The organism is Staphylococcus sp. IVB6181, assembly GCF_025561445.1.
Taxonomy (GTDB): domain Bacteria; phylum Bacillota; class Bacilli; order Staphylococcales; family Staphylococcaceae; genus Staphylococcus; species Staphylococcus simulans_B.
In genome coordinates this window covers 2,638,232-2,658,019 of the sequence record NZ_CP095096.1, presented here as the reverse complement: position 1 = coordinate 2,658,019, position 19,788 = coordinate 2,638,232, and the positions used below count along the sequence as shown (strand labels likewise).

Below are 19,788 nucleotides of genomic sequence, written 5' to 3'. Positions count from 1 at the left end.
TATGATGGCTCCAAGAGTATTTTTACTAATAAGTTCCCCGTTGACACCTCAAGGTAGTCACCTCTTGTAAGAGGAAAATTGTTACAACAAAATGCTTTTTATACAAATGCCTGCCATCAAGAAGAAATTTCCGCAGAATGAGAAAGAGAGAAATGATTGGAGGGATTTCGCAATGAAGAATGAGATTATCAAAAATGCGATTGAGCTGTTTGCGAAAAAGGGTTACTATGGTTGCACTCTTGATGAAATCGCGAAAAGCGTTTCAATAAAAAAAGCGAGTCTTTACTACTACTTCCCAAGTAAAGCAAATATCTATGAAGAATGTACGGTGCGTATATTTAATCATTTTAATAGAATGCTTGATTTGCAAGAAGATGCTTCTCATACGTCATTAGAGAATTTGAAGCAATTTATTTTAGACGTGGTTTTCAAACCAAACATTAGTTACTTGCGCATGTACATGCAATTTACACAAGCGCCTGATGAATTTAAAGAACAGTTATATGTCAATGTCGCAGCACTGCATAAGCGAGTGATTGCCTTATTTAAAGTGTTCTATGAAAAGAACGATGTATCCATTTCGTTTTCAGCATTTGAAGAATTAATGTTCGGTGTAATCGAAAGCGGCTTCGTCAGAACAACATTCATCAACTACTTCGATGAGTTGAGTTACCGCCGCGAAACATTAGAAGGTGAAGTAAGTTCAATGCTGGATTCACTATTAGAATTAAATGAATCACAAATAGATGAATAAAATATGAGCTGCAAGGGGTTATCCTAAAAGAAGGTAACCTCTTTTTTTGTTTTGTGTCTGATATCTTTGCTTAACTTATAAAATCAAATATGATTGTATGGCTGCTTAGCATTAATATTTTCTCAAACTTGAAATCTAAGCAGCCTTTTTTGTGCTGTACTTGAAATTAAAAAATGAACTTTTGAAAATCGTTGAAACCGCTATGATGACAAGGTTAAATCAAGTTTTCACACTTCAAAATAAGGTTGAGGGATTGCTATTATTGTGTTATAGTATACTTAATCACATGAACACTTTAACGCTTTAACGTAAATGAGTTAAACGCAACTCTAAACAGATAGAAAAGGATGAAGAACGTGTCGAAACAATCTCAATGGAAAACGTCAACAGGATTTATTTTAGCAAGCGCAGGCTCGGCAATCGGACTAGGGGCTATGTGGAAATTTCCATATATGGCCGGTGTGTACGGCGGCGGTGCGTTTTTAATTATGTTTTTGATATTTACAATATTTATCGGTTTGCCGCTGCTGATTATGGAATTCACAATCGGGAAGCTCGGCAGAACGTACACAACTGCAATCTTCGGCAAGCTCTCCAATAAAAAATGGACGAATGCGATAGGCTGGAGCGGTAATATTGCGGTATTTGTTTTATTCGGATTTTACAGCGTAGTCGGTGGTTGGATTGTTATCTATATTGCACAAGTCGCTATGCAGATTCTAGGCTTCGGCCAAGGTGGTTTAGGCAGTATTCACTTTGATCAAGTCATCAGCAATCCAGTCTATACGATTATCGGACAAGGAGCATTTATTTTAATTACAATGCTGATTGTCATGTTAGGGGTAGAACATGGATTAGAGAAAGCTTCTAAAGTAATGATGCCGCTGTTATTTGTCTTCTTGATTTTAATTGTGGTCAAATCACTGACACTTGAAGGTGCAGCGGAAGGTGTGCGTTTCATTTTAGAACCGCGTATGGAAGAGCTGTCCATGGAAGGTGTATTGTTCGCGCTGGGACAATCTTTCTTTGCGTTATCTTTAGGTACAACCGGAATGATTACATATGCCAGTTATGCACCGAAAGAGATGACGATTAAAACATCAGCGTTATCAATTGTTATTATGAATATTATTGTGTCATTATTGGCAGGGCTTGCAATTTTCCCTGCGATTAATGCATTCGGTTATAAACCAGAAGAAGGCCCGGGTCTGCTATTCAAAGTATTGCCGCATGTCTTTGAAAAGATGAGCTTTGGTCCAGGTTTCTATCTGATTTTCTTAATTTTATTCTTATTTGCGGCACTGACATCTTCAATTTCATTATTAGAATTGAATGTATCGAACTTTACGAAGAATGATAATCGCAAACGCGGCAGAGTTGCAGTGATCGGCAGTATACTTGTGTTTATTATCAGTATTCCGGCAACATTATCTTTCAGCAGTTTGAGCGGTGTACATTTCTTAGCAGGTACAATTTTCGATAATATGGATTTCTTAGTTTCAAATATTTTAATGCCTTTAGGCGCATTAGCCACGACTTTATTTGTCGGGCAGTTATTAACGAAAGAGGATTTGAAATCTGTCTTTGGTTATGATCGCTTCAAGTTCTTTGCGCCATGGTATTATTTAGTGAAATTTGTCTTACCTGTCGTGATATTGCTAGTATTCGTAATTCAATTTTTCTAAATTTAAGATTTTATACTATTCCCGCTGTCAGACAGCGGGAATTTTTTCTTTCTTTTGAAAACCATACGCTGTGCGTATGGTTCAGGAAAGATTTAGCGATGTAATAAAAAAACTCCTAAAAATGGTATAATGTGAAATGGTCTGGCAACCAACATTACATCATGAATAGGAGTTTTTGTATGTCTAATGATATAAATAGTTTAGCACACACAAAATGGAATTGTAAGTATCATATTGTTTTCGCCCCTAAATACAGAAGACAAATAATTTATGGTAAATTGAAAAAGGATATTGGGAAAATACTTCGACTTTTATGCGAACGAAAAGGTGTAGAAATAATAGAGGCAGAGGCCTGTAAAGATCACATTCATATGCTTGTGAGTATACCTCCAAAAATTTCAGTTTCAAGTTTTGTTGGATATTTAAAAGGAAAAAGTAGTCTAATGATTTTTGATAGACATGCAAATCTTAAATATAAATATGGGAACAGAAAATTTTGGTGTAAAGGTTTTTATGTTGATACAGTAGGAAGAAATAAAAAAGTGATAGAGAACTATATTCGAAATCAAATACAAGAGGATATCCTTGCAGATCAGATGTCGATGAAAGAATTTATCGACCCATTTACTGGTGAGAAAGTAGGAAAATAAAGAATGATGACCGTAGCCCTTTAGGGCTTGCTGAAAAAGTAGTACGGTTGTCAGATTCTTCAGTGCCCTTTTAAGGGCTGGTCAGTAACAGAGGCTTTCAGCCGAAGAACAAACCACCTGTTCACACGGGTGGTTTTGATTAATCTTAGTATTCAATTGCATTCCTTACTGTATTGCGTTATAATTCAGACTAGTATGATAGGGATAATTGGGTTGCGTAATTAAGAAAGACGTTAAGCCTTTCGTCACACGCATCTCGGGGAGGAAACCAATGATTGCATATGATTTAATCGGCAATACGCCTCTCGTTAAATTGGAATCGTTCAGTGATGAGAACGTCACTATCTATGCGAAACTGGAACAATTTAATCCTGGCGGCAGTGTCAAAGACCGTTTAGGAAAGTATTTGGTGGAGCAAGCATTAGAACGAGGACAAATTCAACGCGGAGATACGATTGTTGAAGCTTCGGCTGGAAACACAGGTATTGGATTAGCGATTGCGGCGAATCATTATGGTTTGCGATGTGTGATTTACGCACCACAAGGATTTGCGGCGGAGAAAATTTCGATTATGGAAGCATTGGGAGCTGAAGTGATTCGAACACCGCAAAACGGCGGTATGATTGGTGCGCAAAATGAAGCAAAAGCATATGCGGCAGAACATGGTGCATATTATATGAACCAATTTGAATCTGAGGATAATCCAGGCGCATATCGCGACACACTTGCGCAAGAAATCTTGAAAGAAGTGCCGCAGATTGATTATTTTGTGGCCGGCGTCGGCTCTGGCGGTACTTTTACAGGTACTGCAGAAGTGCTGGCTGAACACAATGTGAAAAATGTCATTGTTGAGCCTGTCGGGTCAGTGCTCAACGGCGGTAAAAAGCAATTGCATGACACAGAAGGTATCGGTTCTGAAAAATGGCCGGTCTTCTTGGATAAAGGATTAGTGGAAACAATCTTAACAATTGCGGATGAAGCTGCTTTTCATAATGTAAAACAGCTGGCATTGCAAGAAGGCCTCCTTGTAGGAAGCTCATCGGGAGCGGCGCTGCAAGGTGCATTAGAAATCAAAAAACGCCTAGACAAAGGTACGATTGTGACCGTCTTCCCTGATGGCAGCGATCGCTACATGTCTAAATCCATCTTTAATTATTCGGGAAAACACAATAAGTAAATGAAGTTCAAACAACAAGTGAGAGGCACTGATAATGTTGATCAAGCACGTTATCTTAAGGTGTCTTTTACTGTTGTCAGAAACGATTAAAAAAGGAGCTAATATCATGAATAAAAAAACACAAATGGTCCATGGCGGACATACGACTGATGACTATACTGGTGCAGTAACAACACCGATTTATCAAACAAGCACTTATTTGCAAGATGATATCGGAGACTTGCGTGAAGGTTATGAGTATTCACGAAGCGGCAACCCTACACGTACTGCTTTAGAAAGTACAATTGCTGATTTAGAACATGGACGTTTCGGGTATGCGTTCGGTTCAGGTGTAGCCGCAATTTCTGCAGTAGTGATGTTATTAGACAAAGGCGATCATATTGTGGTCAACTCTGATGTATACGGCGGCACTTTCCGTGTCTTAACAAAAGTATTCAACCGTTTAGGTATCGATGCAGATTTCGTTGATACAACAGATGCAAAAAATATTGAAGCGTCTATCAAACCAGAAACAAAAATGTTAATCATTGAAACACCGTCTAACCCATTATTACGTGTTACAGATATTAAAGCATCAGCGGATATCGCGAAAAAACACAACTTAATCTCAGTAGTAGACAATACATTCATGTCACCTTATTTCCAAAATCCGCTTACTTTAGGTGCAGATATTGTTTTACACTCTGCTTCTAAATATATCGGCGGTCATAGTGATGTCATCGGCGGTTTAGTTGCGACAAATGATGAAGATTTAGCGGAACGTATCGGCTTTATCCAAAACTCTACAGGCGGCGTTTTAGGACCGCAAGACAGCTACTTGCTTATCCGCGGTATTAAAACATTAGGCTTACGTATGGAACAAGTCAGCCGCAGTGCAGTTGCTGTATCTGAAATGCTTGCGAACCACCCTAAAGTAGAAAAAGTTTATCACCCAAGCTTAAAAGATCATCCGAACCATGATATTCAAGCACGTCAAGCAACAGGCCACACTGGTGTTGTATCATTTGTAGTGCCGGATATCGAATCAGCGAAAGCAGTCATTCGAAACACAAAATACTTCACATTAGCAGAAAGCTTAGGCGCAGTAGAAAGTTTAATCTCTGTTCCAGCATTAATGACACATGCTTCTATTCCTAAAGAAGTACGTGAAAAAGAAGGTATTGCGGATGGTTTAATCCGTTTATCAGTAGGTATTGAAGACACTGATGATTTAATCGAAGACTTAAAACAAGCATTAGATCAATTAAAATAATCAACATTAAAACAAAGATGCCTTTCACATTTAAAAAGTGGGAGGCATCTTTTTGGTAGAGTGATAATGAATTTAAAGGTAGAATGACATGGTACGTTGTGTTTGTAGCCGCTAAACAAAAGGCAAACGCTTATAAGTTCAAGCTGAAAATAGTCAAAAACGCTATTTTCTTTGGAGTAAAATAGATCGTGCGAAACCCCCATAAAGATGCATTAGTTCGTGAAATTCATGAAGAGCTGCAAAATCCAAAGCCCCTCATTATTTGCGAACCGTCGTAGTTTCAGCTTATCCAAAAGGAAATGAATAGGCAGAATTGAATTGTTTTGAAGGGAGATTTAATTATTTGATTGAATTTCAAAAATATCTTGAGCCACTTGATTGGCTTCATCTAAGCTTAACGCAAAATATTCGGCATGTGCTTCAATAGGTAATGTAAGGTTAATGTGTGTACGATAATAATCATCTAATGCTTGGCGATTAATAAAGAACAACATATTTGGACAACAAGTCGAAGCACAAGAAGTATGGGGATAGATGTTTTTAAACAACACGTGAATGTCTTTGGTATACTCTGAGTGTTGGATTTGTTGATTGCTTAACTGAATCATAATAGGCGCATGTGTTGTGGCACATTGTGATTCGATTGTAATCGGTTGATGTAATAAGTAATGAACACCTAAAGCATCAATCGCGCACATGGCATATACATCAGGTTGTGAAAGTAGTTGTACTTTAAATTCGGTCACATGTGTCGCAAAGGGATAGAGACATGTGATTTGTTGGTTTTGAACTGTAATCATATGTTTATCGTACAACGCTGTATAACTTTGTTTAAATGCGGGTGGTGTAGTGGGGTGCTTTAGAATATGTTGTATTAGCGTTTCGCGCATAGCTCGCTCGTTTGATGTCAATGAGGCATCGAAGTTAAAATATTTCACAAGTCACGACTCCTTTTTATATAAATCGTAATCATTTTGATTTAATTCTATACCTTGTAAAGGTATGAATGCAATCTCAAAAAGAAAGAGAAGGGAATAGATTATGGTAGATTTTACAAAATTGGAACATTTTCTAGCAATTGATGACACAAAATATAGTGAAGCTAGTGCAGAGGCGTTGAATCACTATATCCGCCAGTATATGCTGAAGGTGCCGTTTGAAAATATCAACGTGCAGAATGGCTGGCCGCTTGCATTGACAGATGAAGCGATGATGCAAAAAGTAGTAGATGAACAGCGCGGCGGCTTTTGTTATGAAATGAATTATTTCTTTAAGCATTATTTAGAATATAAAGGCTTTGAAGTCGACGCAATGTCCGCAACCGTGATGAGTCCGAACGGCTGGGCACGTGAAGGCTCGCATATGTCCTTAAAAGTCACGATTGATGATAAAGCGTATGTCGCAGATATCGGTTTTGGGGACATGCCGAAATTTGCTTTGCCTATGGCGTGTCCAAGTGAAGGTCTGTCAGATGTGACAGGCAGTTACAGAGTACATGGCTTGAATGAAGGTTATTATGACATTGAGAAATGGTCTGATGCACAACAAGCATGGCAAATCAGCTATCGTGTGTTGAATGAACCGAAAACGTTAGAGGCATTCGAAGATGGGATTGCCTACAATCAATCCAGCCCGGATTCTATATTTGTTCAAGGTTTACTGATCACAAAAGCGACAGAAACCGGACGCAATACATTAACACATAATCATTTAACACTGCTTTCAAACGGTGACAAGTCTGCACAAACGACAACGAAAGAGAACTACCAAGATTTCTTAGAAACATATTTTGGTATACCGAAGATGACCATTGCGACATTTTCATAATATATTACATGAAGAAAAAGCAGCACAACCTCCTGAAAATATAGGAAGTTGCGCTGCTTTTATTTGGGTTTACGCTGCTTTATCTGCTTTTCGTGTTACACAATAAGTACCTAAACCTAAAAGTACTAATCCAATCGGTAAGAATGGAAGTTGTGATGTGCCTGTGTTCGGCAAGTGATGACTTGCATCAGATTGAGCAGTTTTGTGTGTCGGCGCAGCTGCATTGTTATGATGTACAGCTTTATGTGCTGGATGGTACATCACTTTGTCAGCTGCAGTGCCAGGATGTGCAGTGTTCGTGTGTTGAGCTGCTTGTGCTGCAGCCGGCTGGTCTGCAGGCACACTTGATGGTTTGTTTGATGGGAAAGGAATCACATTGGATGGTGCTTTGACAGGATTGCCTTGTCCGTTAACCACAGGTGTTTGCGTTTGAGCAACTGCTGGTTGATCTTCAGGTACAACCGGTACATTGCCTTGTGCTGCAGGTTCAGAAGATTGACCTGGTGCTGGGCTGTTGTCTTGTTCTGCTGGTGTATCTGTTTCAACGCCAGGTGTTTCAGTATCCGCAACAGGAGGTTGGCCGTTGATAATACGGCTGGCTGTATCTGTAGCGTATTGTGATAAATCTGCAGTTTCAAGGTAGTCCGCAAAGACTTTATCTAATGAGATGCCTTCTTCACGCGGTCCGCCTAACATGTCGTAACCATCGCCGCCGGCAGCTGTGAAATCATTTGTTGTTACATAGTAAGTGCGGGCGTTATCTAATGGTTCGAATTGCTGTGTTTGTTTATTTAAGACTTCAATTTTAAGTACACGTTCACCAGGTGCTTTATTGATGTCGTAATAAACACGGATAGATTTAGAAGCGTGCAAGAAACCGCCGTTTGCGCCTAATTCACCATTTTCAACTGGTGCACTTAGGCTGTGTTCGAACATTTTCTTAACGTTTTCGCCAGAAACTTGGATTTGAGAAATTGTGTTGCCGAACGGCAATACAGTAATCACATCGCCAAGTGTAACGTCTTTGCCTTTATCGATAGAAGCACGGATACCGCCGCCGTTAGTTACCGCAAAATCTGCAGGGTGCGAGAAACCGTCTTGAGCATAAGCTTCCATGCTGTCTGTAATGGCATTCCCTAAGTTAGTTTCGTGTCTGCGAACATCATCGCGTTCACCTTGGAATTGTACTTGGTTATCAGGAATGATTACTTCAGACACTTGTGCGTCGAATTTCGCTTTTGCTTCATCCATTTTTTGCTGCAAAGTTGGATCAGGCTGTACATTCGCTGTGTCTTTCACGTTAATTAATGAATCTTTTAAGTTAGATACAGTGTTATCTGCGTAATCGAATTCTACTTTTCCGATGTTTGCGAGCGCTGTACCTGTTTGTGCTAATAATGTATTTTGATTGATTTCGCCATTTTCAATGACTGAGTGCGAATGGCCGTCTAAGATGATAATTTCTTTGTCGTTAAAGCGGCGATCGCGCGCTAACGTATTCGCTAATGTATCTCCGCGCCATTCTGTTTTGGTAGAGCCGTCAATCCCTAAATGAGAGAGAATGATAAAAATATCTGCTTGGTCTTTAATTTGATTCATGACATTTTGTACGGCAGGAATCGGTTCTGTAAAAGTGACACCTTGGATGTTATTCGGATGTGTTTTAACGCCGGTTTCAGGTGTTGTGACACCGATAATCCCGTAGTTAATGCCGTTTTTATTGACGATAGTGTAAGGGTCAAAGAGCGGCTTCCCATCTTTATATGTATTCGCCGAAAGAATAGGGAAGTTTAATTGATCTTTGTATTTGATTGCTTGATCCAAGCCGAAATCGAACTCATGGTTGCCGACGGCCATAGCATCGTAACCCACATCGTTCATTGCTTCTGCCATATCTGCACCTTTTGTGTTGTTAGAGATAGGCAAACCTTGGAAAGCATCCCCGGAATCCAGCATTAAATCCGGATTTTCTTGCTGCTTGATGGTCTTTAATTTAGACATCCCGATGACGCGTCCGTCTTCTTCTAAGATACGTCCGTGCATATCATTAGTATGAAGAATTTTGACGTGCTGCGCAGTGTTGGGATCTGTTTGTGCAGTGCTGCGTGCTGCTGAAGCTGTCATAGTGTCAGGCTCAGCATTTTGTGTTGTTTGTGCTGATGGTTGCGAAACAGTTTGTGATTTTGGTGCTGTTGTTGTTTCAGGTTTCACAGTATCAGCGGGTTGCGTAGTAGTTTGTGTTGCAGTGTCAGTAGATGCAGGACTTGCTTTTGCAACTTCAGTTTCAGCTGTTGGTGTTGAGTCTGAAGATGGTGCGGTCTGCGTAGTACTTTGTACAGTGTTTTCAGTTGGTGAAGCGGGTACGTCTGCTGTTTGTTGTGTCGTTTCAGCAGGTGCTTCCTGCACAGGTGCATTGTCAGAAGCGGATGCTTTTGGTTCTTGAGCTGTTTGTACTGTCGTATCCGTACTGTCAGACGGAGTTGCTGCTGTTTCTGCCGCAAAACTTGTGATGTTGAACAGTAAGAATAAAGTTGCGACTAAGAAGCAAGTTCTTAATAGTAACTTATGCATTTGTGTCCTCCTTTTTATTGGATTGTGTTAAGCACACAACACTATAGTACCAGTGAAACGTATCAAAATGTATTTAATTTTTGTTAATTTTACAAATGTTTACGACGTAATAAATATATTTTTTGGTTTATTGGAAATTCAAGGAGAAAATAGGGTTCAATGATTGATAGTAATCGGGGGAACTTGTTGGAATCGTAGTGGAAAAAGTAATGATATAAATAAAAGGTGTCTTAAATAGGATTGTTTATAGATGTGACAGTAAGTTAAGCGCTTACATTATATTAGAAAAAATAGAATTGAATCTTTTGTAACCTAAATGTCATCTAATGATAATATGTCATACGTAAATGATGTGTATAATAATTAAGTGTATAGGTGGAAAAGAAAATTATTGCTGCTGTTGTTGGGACTGGCGCTGTTTCTGCAATTGCTACTGCTGGAGCTGCAGATGCTGCTTCAACATATAGAGTCCAAGCTGGCGACTCTTTGTGGTCTATTGCACACCGTCACAACACGTCCATTGCGAATATTAAATCATTAAACAATTTAAGTTCAAACTTGATTTTCCCGAACCAAGTCTTAAAAGTGTCTGGTTCTGCGAATACAAATCGTACAAGTACTTCAAGCGGTTCATCATCAGGCGGGTCTACTTATACAGTAAAACCTGGTGACTCATTATCATTAATCGCATCAAAATACGGTACGACATACCAAAATATTATGCGCTTGAATGGATTAAACGGATTCTTAATCCATCCAGGACAAGTTTTAAAAGTATCCGGTACAGCTTCTAGCAGTACTACGGTTTCTAATAATAGAACACAAGTTTCAGGCGGTTCAGTTTATACGGTACAACCTGGTGATTCATTATCATTAATCGCATCAAAATACGGTACAACTTACCAAAACATTATGAAGTTAAACGGTTTAAATAACTTCTTTATTTATCCGGGACAAAAATTAAAAGTAGTCGGTACAACTGCAGCGAATACTAATTCGCCTTCACCATCAGTTTCAACGAGCAGAGGCGGTTACTATACTCCGGTATTCAACCACTCTAACTTATATGACTGGGGTCAATGTACATGGCATACATTCAATCGCCGTGCTCAAATCGGCAAACCGATCAGTACTTATTGGTGGCATGATTATAACTGGGATAATGCAGCGCGTGCAGACGGCTACACTGTAGACCATTACGCAACTGTAGGTTCAATCTTGCAATCAGATGCTGGACCTTTTGGCCACGTAGCGTTCGTAGAACGTGTCAATGGCGACGGAAGTTTATTAGTATCTGAAATGAACTTTACTGGCAACCCTGGTTATACGACTTATCGTACAATTCCTGCAAGCCAAGTAGGTTACTATAACTTTATCCATTAATTGAATAATGTTTAAAATCCAGAGACGGATAGGGTCTCTGGATTTTTTTGCAATAAAAGAGAGGTACTGGTGACTGCCAATACATCTTTTTGGATTAAAGTTGTGTATTTTTGTATTCAATTTCATCGATTTCCGGATTATAGTCCACCAATAAATCAAGACCTTTAAAGAACCATACATCTGAATCATTGATATAGAAAGTGATGCGATCTACTGTAACAGAAGCCGCTGCGTTTTTGTCGTAAGGTTCGATTTTGAACGCTGTTGTGAAGTGTTCATGCAGTCCAGTATGTACATAAGCTTGTACATAAAAGTTCACTTTATCTCCCGGCTCTAAATCTAACTCGTTTCTAAACCATTTTAATGCGCTATCAGTAATTTGGATTTTCATGTTGTTTCCTCCTAGATGTTGCTGCAAAATAATTATGTCGATAGGCTTAAGTGCAGTGCAACTATAAATGTATATTCAAATCAAATTATAGCAGTAATCCAAAGTAATGTCTTGTACAATCTATATTTCAGATTATTAAAAAAAGCAAGCTGCAACTTCTTATAAAAAAGGAAGTTCAGCTTGCTTTATTGTATGTTAATTTGATTTTAAAGCTTTAAAGCGTTTATAAGATGTCGCAAAGACTGTTACTAAGTTTGCGAATGAGAAGATTTTTGTGAAGAAGCGTCCTGATTGCAATGCTGTATAGAAATCAAGGATACCTCCTGTTACATTGATCACTAAGCCGATACGAGATAAGTTGCGGTTTTTAGAATTGTGCGCATACGCATTATAAGCTTCGATGCCGTAACCGACAATATTTAAAACGTTAGAAAAACGACGTAATTTTGAATTAGATTGTCTTGCCATGTATATGTTCCTCCTTCATAAGATGTGTTGAGCATGATTATTATAACATTGCTGTGAAGGTGTGACGATTTTAAAACTTATTTCGATACCGTCTTTTTCGGATGTTGTCTTTTAATCAGCCAAGCAGTGATCCAAGCTGTAATCGGAATACTCATCGCAACAGCAATGCCGCCGAATAAAATTGAGACGAACTCTTGAGTGAAGATTTTAGAGTTCATGATATGTCCGAATGAATAATCTAATTTAAAGAACCAAAAGAACAGGGTGAGCTGTCCTCCGAAATAGGCAAGGTAAATGGTATTGGCAGAGGTTGCTAAAATTTCTCGTCCAATACGCATGCCTGATTGGAACAATTCGAATCGATTTAAATCAGGATTGGTAGTATTAAGTTCATACATCGGAGAACTGATGGTAATTGCCAGATCGACTACGGCTGCTATGACTGCAAGCAAAGTGGTAAAGACCATAAATTGAATCATATTAATCCCAATGTTCATCGAATAAACGTAGGTTTCATCTTGTTGTTCCGACGCAAATCCCTGTAAGTGTCCTAATGCAACAGCACAATATATAGCGCCTAATAATACAAGCGTAGTGATACAAGTTGCATAAAACGCAGCTTGTGTTTTAACGTTATTGCCGTTGAGTCCAAATAAATTCAAGCTTGCGACGATGATACAAAAGACGATTGCTACAATAGGTATCGGTAATTTCAAGACAACCGCAACTAAGGCAAGCAAGACAAGGACGAAGTTTAAAAACAGCATGCCGTAAGATACAGCGCCTTTTTTACCGCCGAATATCAGCATCAAGATGAAGAGAATCAGTGCGAGTATTAAGACTGCGTTCATGCTTGATCACCTCTCAATTTCACCCATAATTCCATTAATACAATAGTCGCTGGGATAGTTAAGACAATGCCGATACCTCCGATTAAAGCACGTGCAATTTCTAATGACCAGTTCATTGAAATTGTATAGGTAATGGTATTCGCATTTCTTAGATATATCAGCATCATCGGCAAGCTGCCTGCTAAATAAGAGAACAATAAGATGTTCGTCATAGTTCCCATGATGTCTTGTCCGATATGGCGTCCGGCCAGCGCCCAGCGTTTCAAATCGATATCAGGGGTACGTTGTTTGATTTCATACATACCGCTCGCAATGGTAATGGCGACATCCATCACTGCACCTAAAGTTCCGACAATGACAGAAGCCATGAAGACTTCTTTAGGAGGTAAGGTGAGGAAACTCATTGTTTCATATTTAATACCGGCACCTGCAGTTGAGCGTATGACAATTTCCGCAATGCCGACACAGATGAAAGTACCTAGCAGTGTGCTGAAAATCGTAATAGTAGTACGCCAATGCCATCCGGTTACGAGTAATAGGGTGATGATGGTTGAGATTACCACCGCAAGACTCATTAACCAAAAGAGACTAAGCCCTTGAAAAGCATTATGCAATGCGATGGCACCGATGACTGCCGCAGTATTCAATACAAGAGAAAGAATCGATTGAATACCGACTTTGCGTCCAACCCAGAGCACAACTAATACAAATAATCCTGTGATAACGACTACTAATGTATCGCGTTTCTTTTCAATAATAGTCGCATCTTTAGGGGATTGATTGATATGTAATAGGACTTTATCGTGTGTATGAAACTTTTCTGAGTCCGCTTGTGATGCGTAATATTTATGTGCAATTGTACCTGTCTGTCCTTCGAACTTTCCGTTTAATATTTTGAACTTAAGATGTTCAGTATGTTTTGTATCTTCATTATGATGTTCATCTGTCACGGGTACGGCCTTTTGGTGTGTAATCTGTGTGATTTCACCAATAGGCATACGATAAAAGCGTGCATTGCTAAGAGTAAACAGCACACTTGCTATGAATATGACCAAGAAACCAATCAGTACCCATGAAAACCGCTGAGACAGTTTATCTTTGAATGACATATAAGCCACCCTTTCTATTCCTCTATCACTTTATTATAAGAGAAGATTAACAACGTGATTATAATCCTTAAGCTATGAAAATGCCAATAATAGAAAAAAGACAATTCACGTTACATGAGTTGTCTAATAAAGTATACATTCTAAATTATGTTAATGTTGTTCATGATTCGAGTGTTCTTTGTCGTAGATTTCTTTTTCAATTTGCTTCATGGTTTTTTTCGTCTTTTTTAAGTTAGCCTCAAATTCTTCGGTATAGGACATAATTCCGTTAAATTGAAAATTGTCTGAAGCACCTGCAAAAGCAGTGAAATCCATTTTTTATCATTGTTCATGTAGCCCCAAATAACGTAACTGCCCATAGGGTCGATTTCACGTTTAGTAAAAGTAATATTTTTAAAAACTTTAGTATTGTATTTGAGATGCAAAGTGATTCGCTTTTCTTGTTCATCAAAATTTTCTTGTCATCATCAACGGTCAATTTGTGATGGATAATTCCTAAAATAAGAAATATAAAGCCAAGTGTGGAAAAAATGATAAGGATAATTTTATGTGTCACCAAGAGTCTCCTGTAATTATTCTTTTAGTGTAAACCAGTACTTGGGTGTTCTTTGTCGTATATTTCTTGTTCGATTTGATCAATAGACTTTTCCTCTTTTTTTAAGTTATCACCGAATTTGTCTGTATAGGACATACTTCCTACAAATTGAAAATTGTCAGGGGCACTGGCAAAAGCGGTGAAACTCATCTTTTGATCATTGTTCATGTAACCATCAATGACATAACTGCCCATGGGGGTCATATCGCGTTTAGTAAAAGTGACATTTTTAAAAACTTTAGTATTGTATTTGAGATACAAAGTGATTCTTTTTTCTTGTTCATTAAAAATTTTTGGTCTTCATCAACAGTCAATTTGTGATGGATACCTCCTAAAATAAGAAATATAAAGCCAAGTGTGGAAAAAATAATAAGGAAAATTTTATGTTTCACATCAAGACTCCTTTTAAGTATAATATTATAAAAAAATGCGTTTCGCTATATAATTAAGATTGTAGTGAACCCAAAAAGTTGAACTTTTTGATTAAGCTATTTTCCTAAGGCAAGATTTCTGTATTCAACAGGAGTCTTGCCTTTTAAATTTACTTTTCTTCTTACGTTATTATAGTAATTGATATATTTGTGTATTTCTAATTCCAACTCTTCATAAGAATTAAATTCTTCTCCATAAAACATCTCTTGTTTTAATAGGCCAAAGAAATTCTCCATTGGAGAATTATCATAACAGTTCCCTTTACGCGACATACTTTGAAATATATGATTGTCTTTGAGCGCTTTTACCCAAGCTTTATGCTGGTAGTGCCAACCTTGATCAGAATGTACTGTAGTTCGATAATTTAATTCAGGTATATTTTTAATAGCCTGATTTAAAGATGACAAAGCACATTCTAAATTTGGGTGCCTACTAATAGAATAAGCGATGATTTCTTTTGAAAATACATCTAAAACAGGTGACAAATAAAGCTTTGTATTTGTATTCTTAATATTGAATTGAGTAATATCTGTTAATAATTTTTGATAAGGTCTATCTGATACAAATCTTCGATTTAGTATATTTTTAGCGACTTTTCCAGTGCTTCCTTTATAAGATTTATAGTTTCTGCTTCTATGGTTAAACTTTGTGCATAAAAGTTTATTTTCTCTTGTTATTCTTAAAACTTTCTTATGATTAACTATAATCCCCATTGCATGAAGCTCTAAAGTAATTCTACGATAACCAACACGTTCATGATTTTTTTCGATAATTTCTTTAATCAACTTCAGCAGAGGTGCATCCTTATACTCTTTTAAACCTAAATTGTTTTTCCAATAATGATAGCTGCTTTTAGCTATATTGGCTACTTTTAGAATATGATTCAGCTGATAATCTTTCTCTTTCCTTAACTCAATAATAGCTGAAACTATTTCTTTGTTTGATTTTTTCGAGCTAAGGATTGTAACTTTTTTTCGAGTTCAATTTGGATTTCCAACAATTTATTTTCATAACGTAGTCTTTCAAGTTCTTCTCTTTCAGTTTCGTTTAATGGTTGGTTAGACGATTCACTCTTCTTATTTTTCATGGCTTTGGACACACGACCTTTCGGTTTTGGTTTTAAGCCAAGAATACCATACTCATTAAATTTCTTCTGCCATTGAGCAATTAAGGAAGGGTTAGGAATATTAAATATTTTCGCAGTTTCTTTATACGATAAATGATGTTCCAATCGGTATTCTATGATTTCACATTTTTCTTCTTTTGAATATTTTCTTTTTGTCATACCAAAAGTAAGACCTTGAATACCGAAGGTATCGTACTGATAGATCCATCTTTCGATATAAGAATGATGAATATTGTACTTTTTAGCTAATGAACCATAACCAATTTGCCCGCTTTTGTATTCTTGTAATATTTTAAGTTTGAAATCTAAACTATAACTTTTATTCATAATTAAACACCCCAAAAGTTGAATTTTGTAGGTTCAACTTTTGGGGTGCAGTACAGATATTATCATGTGTCTTCGTTTTTTTCTATGATGAATAGGGAGTGATGGGTATTAAGGATTTAAGTAAAAATGATAAAACATATTGGGAATTATCAGATAAAGTCTATAGATTGTATTCCGAACAAAACGTAGTTAAATTACATGATGGCGATAAAGTAATTCCAATGAAGATAAGAGTAAAACGAATAGATAAAAACAATGGGTTTAAAGCAATGGCGGTATCTCCAATTGATGAACAAGGTAAGGTTGATAACGATACGATTTATATGGCTTATGCTGGTACTAGTATTTATGAGGATATAGGTGCAGATCTTGGTGCGGACTTATCCATTTTAGCAGCCCATGGTATGCCCATAAGTATGAAAATGCCTACAAGTCATATTAAAAGATATGCTGATTTGAATCAGACCGTGATTAAAAATAAGCAACTAAAAGGAAATGTTTCAAATATGAGCCAATTTGAAGAAGCGATGATTTGGACGAAATCTGTGCGTCGAACTTTCAAACCTAAAAAGATGTACGGAACAGGTCATAGTTTAGGTGGTGGACAAAGCTTATTAATGGGGGTCATTTTTAATTTTGATAAAGTACGTGTTTATTCTGCACCTAATATCTTTAAGTTATTACCTATAGAAATTCAAAAACATTTTGACAATGATAAGTATAAAAATAAATTTGCGAATTATGTTCATACTTCAGATGCCATAGGTTCAGTTGATTTTGGCTCACCAGATATAGGTAAAAAAGTCGAGCTTTACGCTTCACCCCGATTTGGTAATTTGTTTCATGGCCATGGTCTCGACACATTTAAGTTTATTGGTAATCATCTGATTATAAAAATGGATTATGACAATTTGGAGCTGGTTGCACAAGAATTAGCTAATAAGATATTTTTCTTGGAAAAAGAATTATTAAACTATCATACGTATATAGAAAATAGTGTTAGAAGAGCAAAACAGATTGAACGAAAATACATAGATATTGTTTCAAATGGTAATTATGAATATATTCACAGTGGTGATATAGAAAATTATGTAGCAGAAATATCCAAATCTGGTAAATATGATTTTTATGATAAATATATTTTTGAAGAAGTTCAACATCGTATTAGTCAAAGGAAACAGCGCCTTATTGAATATTCTCAACAAATTCATCAAACTATCTCTAAAATGAAAGAAGTTGAACATAGAGTAGGCGATTATTTTGGGTTACACTAGGAGGTTTCACATCTATTGATTGACGAAAAGTATATAGAGGAACAAGAGATTCTTACAAATCTTAAACATAAAATAAAGTCAGAGATTGAAGATATGATTAATGATGAGAAATTAGTCATATCTGGGCATGTAATTGACTTAGATAATTTGTCATCTGATTTAAAAAGTATTTGTGAAAAGTTAGATACAATCACTAAGGGTTTAACGTCTGAAAGTATGATAGAAGCGTTGAGCAATCAAAAGAATGAAGTAATCAAAGATAGGGATATTGCGAGAGCAGCTTATATGAGTTGTAAGGTATATCCATGGTAATCATTAATACTCCCGATTTAGTTTTCACTTTAGGAGTGACGACTAAACTGGGAGTATTGATTTGTTCATTGTTAACTAGATTTATAAAAACTTGCCGTCTTTATAAATTACTTTTTCTTTTTCGCCATCAATGAATTTATTGTAGTTGGCTTGTTGGAAATCACTGATAAGTGCTTTAGATGTACCGTATTTAGTTACAGAGCCGTCAAGTTCAAATGTTACGTACATTTTTCTGAAAAGCAGCGCGTCTTTAAGGCGAATCTCGCTGATTTGTGATTTCGGGAAAAGAGATGTTTCAATGAAATTGAAAGTAGTGAACTCTACAGTTAATACTGCAAAGTAATCTTGTTCCCCTAAATAAAAAACGTGCAAGTTATTGCGTTTATTTTGTCCAACTAATAATCTGCCTTTATCAAAAGTTTGTTCTGGATAATGTAGACGCAGAGCTTCTAATATTTCTTCTTCTTTTAGTTTGAATCGCATATATTTTATCCTCTCAATCTTTAGCATTTAAATACATACTATATTAATAGGATAGCTATTGATAGTACCTTTATGAAATTATTTGTTGAAGATTTTGTAAAGTGTATGATCTGTACAATGTTTTGCCGGTTTAATGATAAACAGACGTATGAGAAAGCAGAGTGGTAATTTCATTCATTAAATCGGTAAGTTCTGGTTTGTGGTTATCTTTTCTTACAATTGCACATAGTGTGCGTTTAAGTTCTGTATGCGATAAGTTAATCCGTACCCAATGCTCGCCTTCTGACAAACTCATATATTGCGGTGAAATGACATAACCGCGGTTATGCTTAAGCAAGTAATGTGCTAAGCGTTCTGTCGAAATGCGGTAAGTGGTGCATCTTGCGGAAGCTTCAAGTTGATGTATCAGGTGCTGCGGCAAGTCTGACATTAAAAATAATGGTTGAGCATTCAATTGATTTAATGGCGGATTGACAGTAGCGGTCAATGGATCTTGTTTAGGGACATAAAGTTGATAATTATCTTCAAATAATGGAATGATTTCAATTTCATTATGCTTTTTTAATTGTGATGTCAAATCTGTAAAAGCAACATCTAAATCACGATTCAAAATAGATTTCAGCAATGTCTCATTTTCTTGCATCATTGGAAGCAGTGTAGCGGCATGATCTTTTTCGAACTTTTGTATCAGCAAAGTCAAAAGCTGTGCCACATAACTTTCTACATATCCGATTTTAATCCGTTTGGCTTCTGCTTCTTGTTCATGGCGAAACATCTCTAAAGTTTGTTCTGCCTGTTCTATTATTTTAGTGGCTTGTGTCATAAAACGCTGACCTGCGTCGGTTAAGTAAATGTTGCGTCCGTCTCTTCTGAAAAGTTTTGTATTTAATTCTTCTTCTAGTTGAGAGATTTGCCGGCTGATTGCGGATTGGGCGATGTTCAATTCTAAAGCTGCTTCTGATAAATGTTCTCTTTTGGCGACTTCTACGAAGTATTTCAGTTGTTTTAATTCCATGTTATTCTGCACCACACTTATTGTTCTAATTATTAGAATGATATCATCTAATATTTATATTGAACAGAAGAATGCCCTCCTATATTATATAACTTATCGATAATAA

General features: G+C 37.0%; 20 protein-coding genes and 1 pseudogene. 9 read left to right on the top strand and 12 right to left on the bottom strand.

Annotated features, from left to right (window positions below):
* Positions 1-172: 172 nt before the first annotated feature.
* From MUA90_RS13100 to MUA90_RS13080, 5 genes are all read left to right on the top strand, one after another.
* Positions 173-754, top strand: a complete 582-nt coding sequence (locus tag MUA90_RS13100; protein ID WP_262587376.1) for a TetR/AcrR family transcriptional regulator — start codon at positions 173-175, stop codon at positions 752-754.
* A 356-nt stretch (positions 755-1,110) separates the two neighbouring features.
* Positions 1,111-2,439, top strand: coding sequence for a sodium-dependent transporter (locus MUA90_RS13095; protein ID WP_262587374.1), 1,329 nt, complete (start codon positions 1,111-1,113; stop codon positions 2,437-2,439).
* A gap of 179 nt (positions 2,440-2,618) precedes the next feature.
* Complete coding sequence (gene tnpA, locus MUA90_RS13090) at positions 2,619-3,089, top strand: IS200/IS605 family transposase (RefSeq protein WP_262587313.1); 471 nt, start codon at positions 2,619-2,621, stop codon at positions 3,087-3,089.
* A gap of 271 nt (positions 3,090-3,360) precedes the next feature.
* A complete protein-coding gene (locus MUA90_RS13085) occupies positions 3,361-4,266 on the top strand; it encodes a PLP-dependent cysteine synthase family protein (RefSeq protein ID WP_114604054.1) in 906 nt (301 codons plus the stop codon).
* A gap of 106 nt (positions 4,267-4,372) precedes the next feature.
* Complete coding sequence (locus MUA90_RS13080; RefSeq protein WP_105994495.1) at positions 4,373-5,518, top strand: bifunctional cystathionine gamma-lyase/homocysteine desulfhydrase; 1,146 nt, start codon at positions 4,373-4,375, stop codon at positions 5,516-5,518.
* A 335-nt stretch (positions 5,519-5,853) separates the two neighbouring features.
* Here MUA90_RS13080 and MUA90_RS13075 read toward each other — a convergent pair whose 3' ends face one another.
* Positions 5,854-6,456, bottom strand: coding sequence for an organomercurial lyase (locus MUA90_RS13075; RefSeq protein ID WP_262587371.1), 603 nt, complete (start codon positions 6,454-6,456; stop codon positions 5,854-5,856).
* Positions 6,457-6,559: 103 nt separating this feature from the next.
* Between MUA90_RS13075 and MUA90_RS13070 the strand changes: the two genes are divergently transcribed.
* On the top strand, positions 6,560-7,345 hold the full coding sequence (locus MUA90_RS13070) for an arylamine N-acetyltransferase family protein (RefSeq protein ID WP_262587368.1): 786 nt from the start codon (positions 6,560-6,562) through the stop codon (positions 7,343-7,345).
* A gap of 69 nt (positions 7,346-7,414) precedes the next feature.
* Here MUA90_RS13070 and MUA90_RS13970 read toward each other — a convergent pair whose 3' ends face one another.
* Entirely contained in the window at positions 7,415-9,916 is a 2,502-nt protein-coding gene (locus MUA90_RS13970; protein ID WP_316959791.1) for a 5'-nucleotidase C-terminal domain-containing protein, read from the bottom strand.
* A gap of 375 nt (positions 9,917-10,291) precedes the next feature.
* On the opposite strand from MUA90_RS13970, the gene MUA90_RS13060 reads away from it, so the two are divergent.
* On the top strand, positions 10,292-11,299 hold the full coding sequence (locus MUA90_RS13060; protein WP_262587367.1) for a LysM peptidoglycan-binding domain-containing protein: 1,008 nt from the start codon (positions 10,292-10,294) through the stop codon (positions 11,297-11,299).
* Positions 11,300-11,393: 94 nt separating this feature from the next.
* Here MUA90_RS13060 and MUA90_RS13055 read toward each other — a convergent pair whose 3' ends face one another.
* The 8 genes and pseudogenes from MUA90_RS13055 to MUA90_RS13025 form a co-directional block, all read right to left on the bottom strand.
* Positions 11,394-11,690: a HesB/YadR/YfhF family protein gene (locus MUA90_RS13055; RefSeq protein ID WP_114604050.1), complete on the bottom strand. Its 297-nt coding sequence runs from the start codon at positions 11,688-11,690 to the stop codon at positions 11,394-11,396.
* A 195-nt stretch (positions 11,691-11,885) separates the two neighbouring features.
* Positions 11,886-12,158, bottom strand: a complete 273-nt coding sequence (locus MUA90_RS13050) for a hypothetical protein (protein ID WP_105994500.1) — start codon at positions 12,156-12,158, stop codon at positions 11,886-11,888.
* Between the two features lie 77 nt (positions 12,159-12,235).
* Positions 12,236-13,009 carry a YibE/F family protein gene (locus tag MUA90_RS13045; RefSeq protein WP_232167496.1) on the bottom strand — a complete coding sequence of 258 codons (774 nt, stop codon included), beginning with the start codon at positions 13,007-13,009 and terminating at the stop codon, positions 12,236-12,238.
* Entirely contained in the window at positions 13,006-14,118 is a 1,113-nt protein-coding gene (locus MUA90_RS13040) for a YibE/F family protein (RefSeq protein WP_262587363.1), read from the bottom strand. Before MUA90_RS13040 ends, MUA90_RS13045 begins: the two co-directional genes overlap by 4 nt.
* Positions 14,119-14,345: 227 nt before the next feature.
* Positions 14,346-14,558, bottom strand: a pseudogene (locus tag MUA90_RS14125) (DUF1433 domain-containing protein); the annotation flags it as partial.
* Positions 14,559-14,698: 140 nt separating this feature from the next.
* Positions 14,699-15,004 carry a DUF1433 domain-containing protein gene (locus MUA90_RS13035; RefSeq protein WP_262588854.1) on the bottom strand — a complete coding sequence of 102 codons (306 nt, stop codon included), beginning with the start codon at positions 15,002-15,004 and terminating at the stop codon, positions 14,699-14,701.
* Between the two features lie 197 nt (positions 15,005-15,201).
* On the bottom strand, positions 15,202-16,032 hold the full coding sequence (locus MUA90_RS13030) for an IS3 family transposase (protein ID WP_262588806.1): 831 nt from the start codon (positions 16,030-16,032) through the stop codon (positions 15,202-15,204).
* A gap of 41 nt (positions 16,033-16,073) precedes the next feature.
* On the bottom strand, positions 16,074-16,598 hold the full coding sequence (locus MUA90_RS13025) for a transposase (RefSeq protein WP_262587362.1): 525 nt from the start codon (positions 16,596-16,598) through the stop codon (positions 16,074-16,076).
* A gap of 101 nt (positions 16,599-16,699) precedes the next feature.
* Between MUA90_RS13025 and MUA90_RS13020 the strand changes: the two genes are divergently transcribed.
* Entirely contained in the window at positions 16,700-17,872 is a 1,173-nt protein-coding gene (locus tag MUA90_RS13020) for a hypothetical protein (RefSeq protein ID WP_262587361.1), read from the top strand.
* Between the two features lie 15 nt (positions 17,873-17,887).
* Positions 17,888-18,184 (top strand): hypothetical protein, encoded by a 297-nt coding sequence (locus MUA90_RS13015; RefSeq protein WP_262587360.1) that lies wholly within the window; start codon positions 17,888-17,890, stop codon positions 18,182-18,184.
* Positions 18,185-18,265: 81 nt separating this feature from the next.
* Here the strand turns inward: MUA90_RS13015 and MUA90_RS13010 are convergent, their stop codons facing one another.
* Together MUA90_RS13010 and gltC are read right to left on the bottom strand one after the other, a co-directional pair.
* Positions 18,266-18,667, bottom strand: a complete 402-nt coding sequence (locus tag MUA90_RS13010) for a hypothetical protein (RefSeq protein ID WP_262587359.1) — start codon at positions 18,665-18,667, stop codon at positions 18,266-18,268.
* Positions 18,668-18,797: 130 nt separating this feature from the next.
* On the bottom strand, positions 18,798-19,682 hold the full coding sequence (gltC, locus tag MUA90_RS13005) for a glutamate biosynthesis transcriptional regulator GltC (protein WP_262587358.1): 885 nt from the start codon (positions 19,680-19,682) through the stop codon (positions 18,798-18,800).
* Positions 19,683-19,788 lie beyond the last annotated feature (106 nt).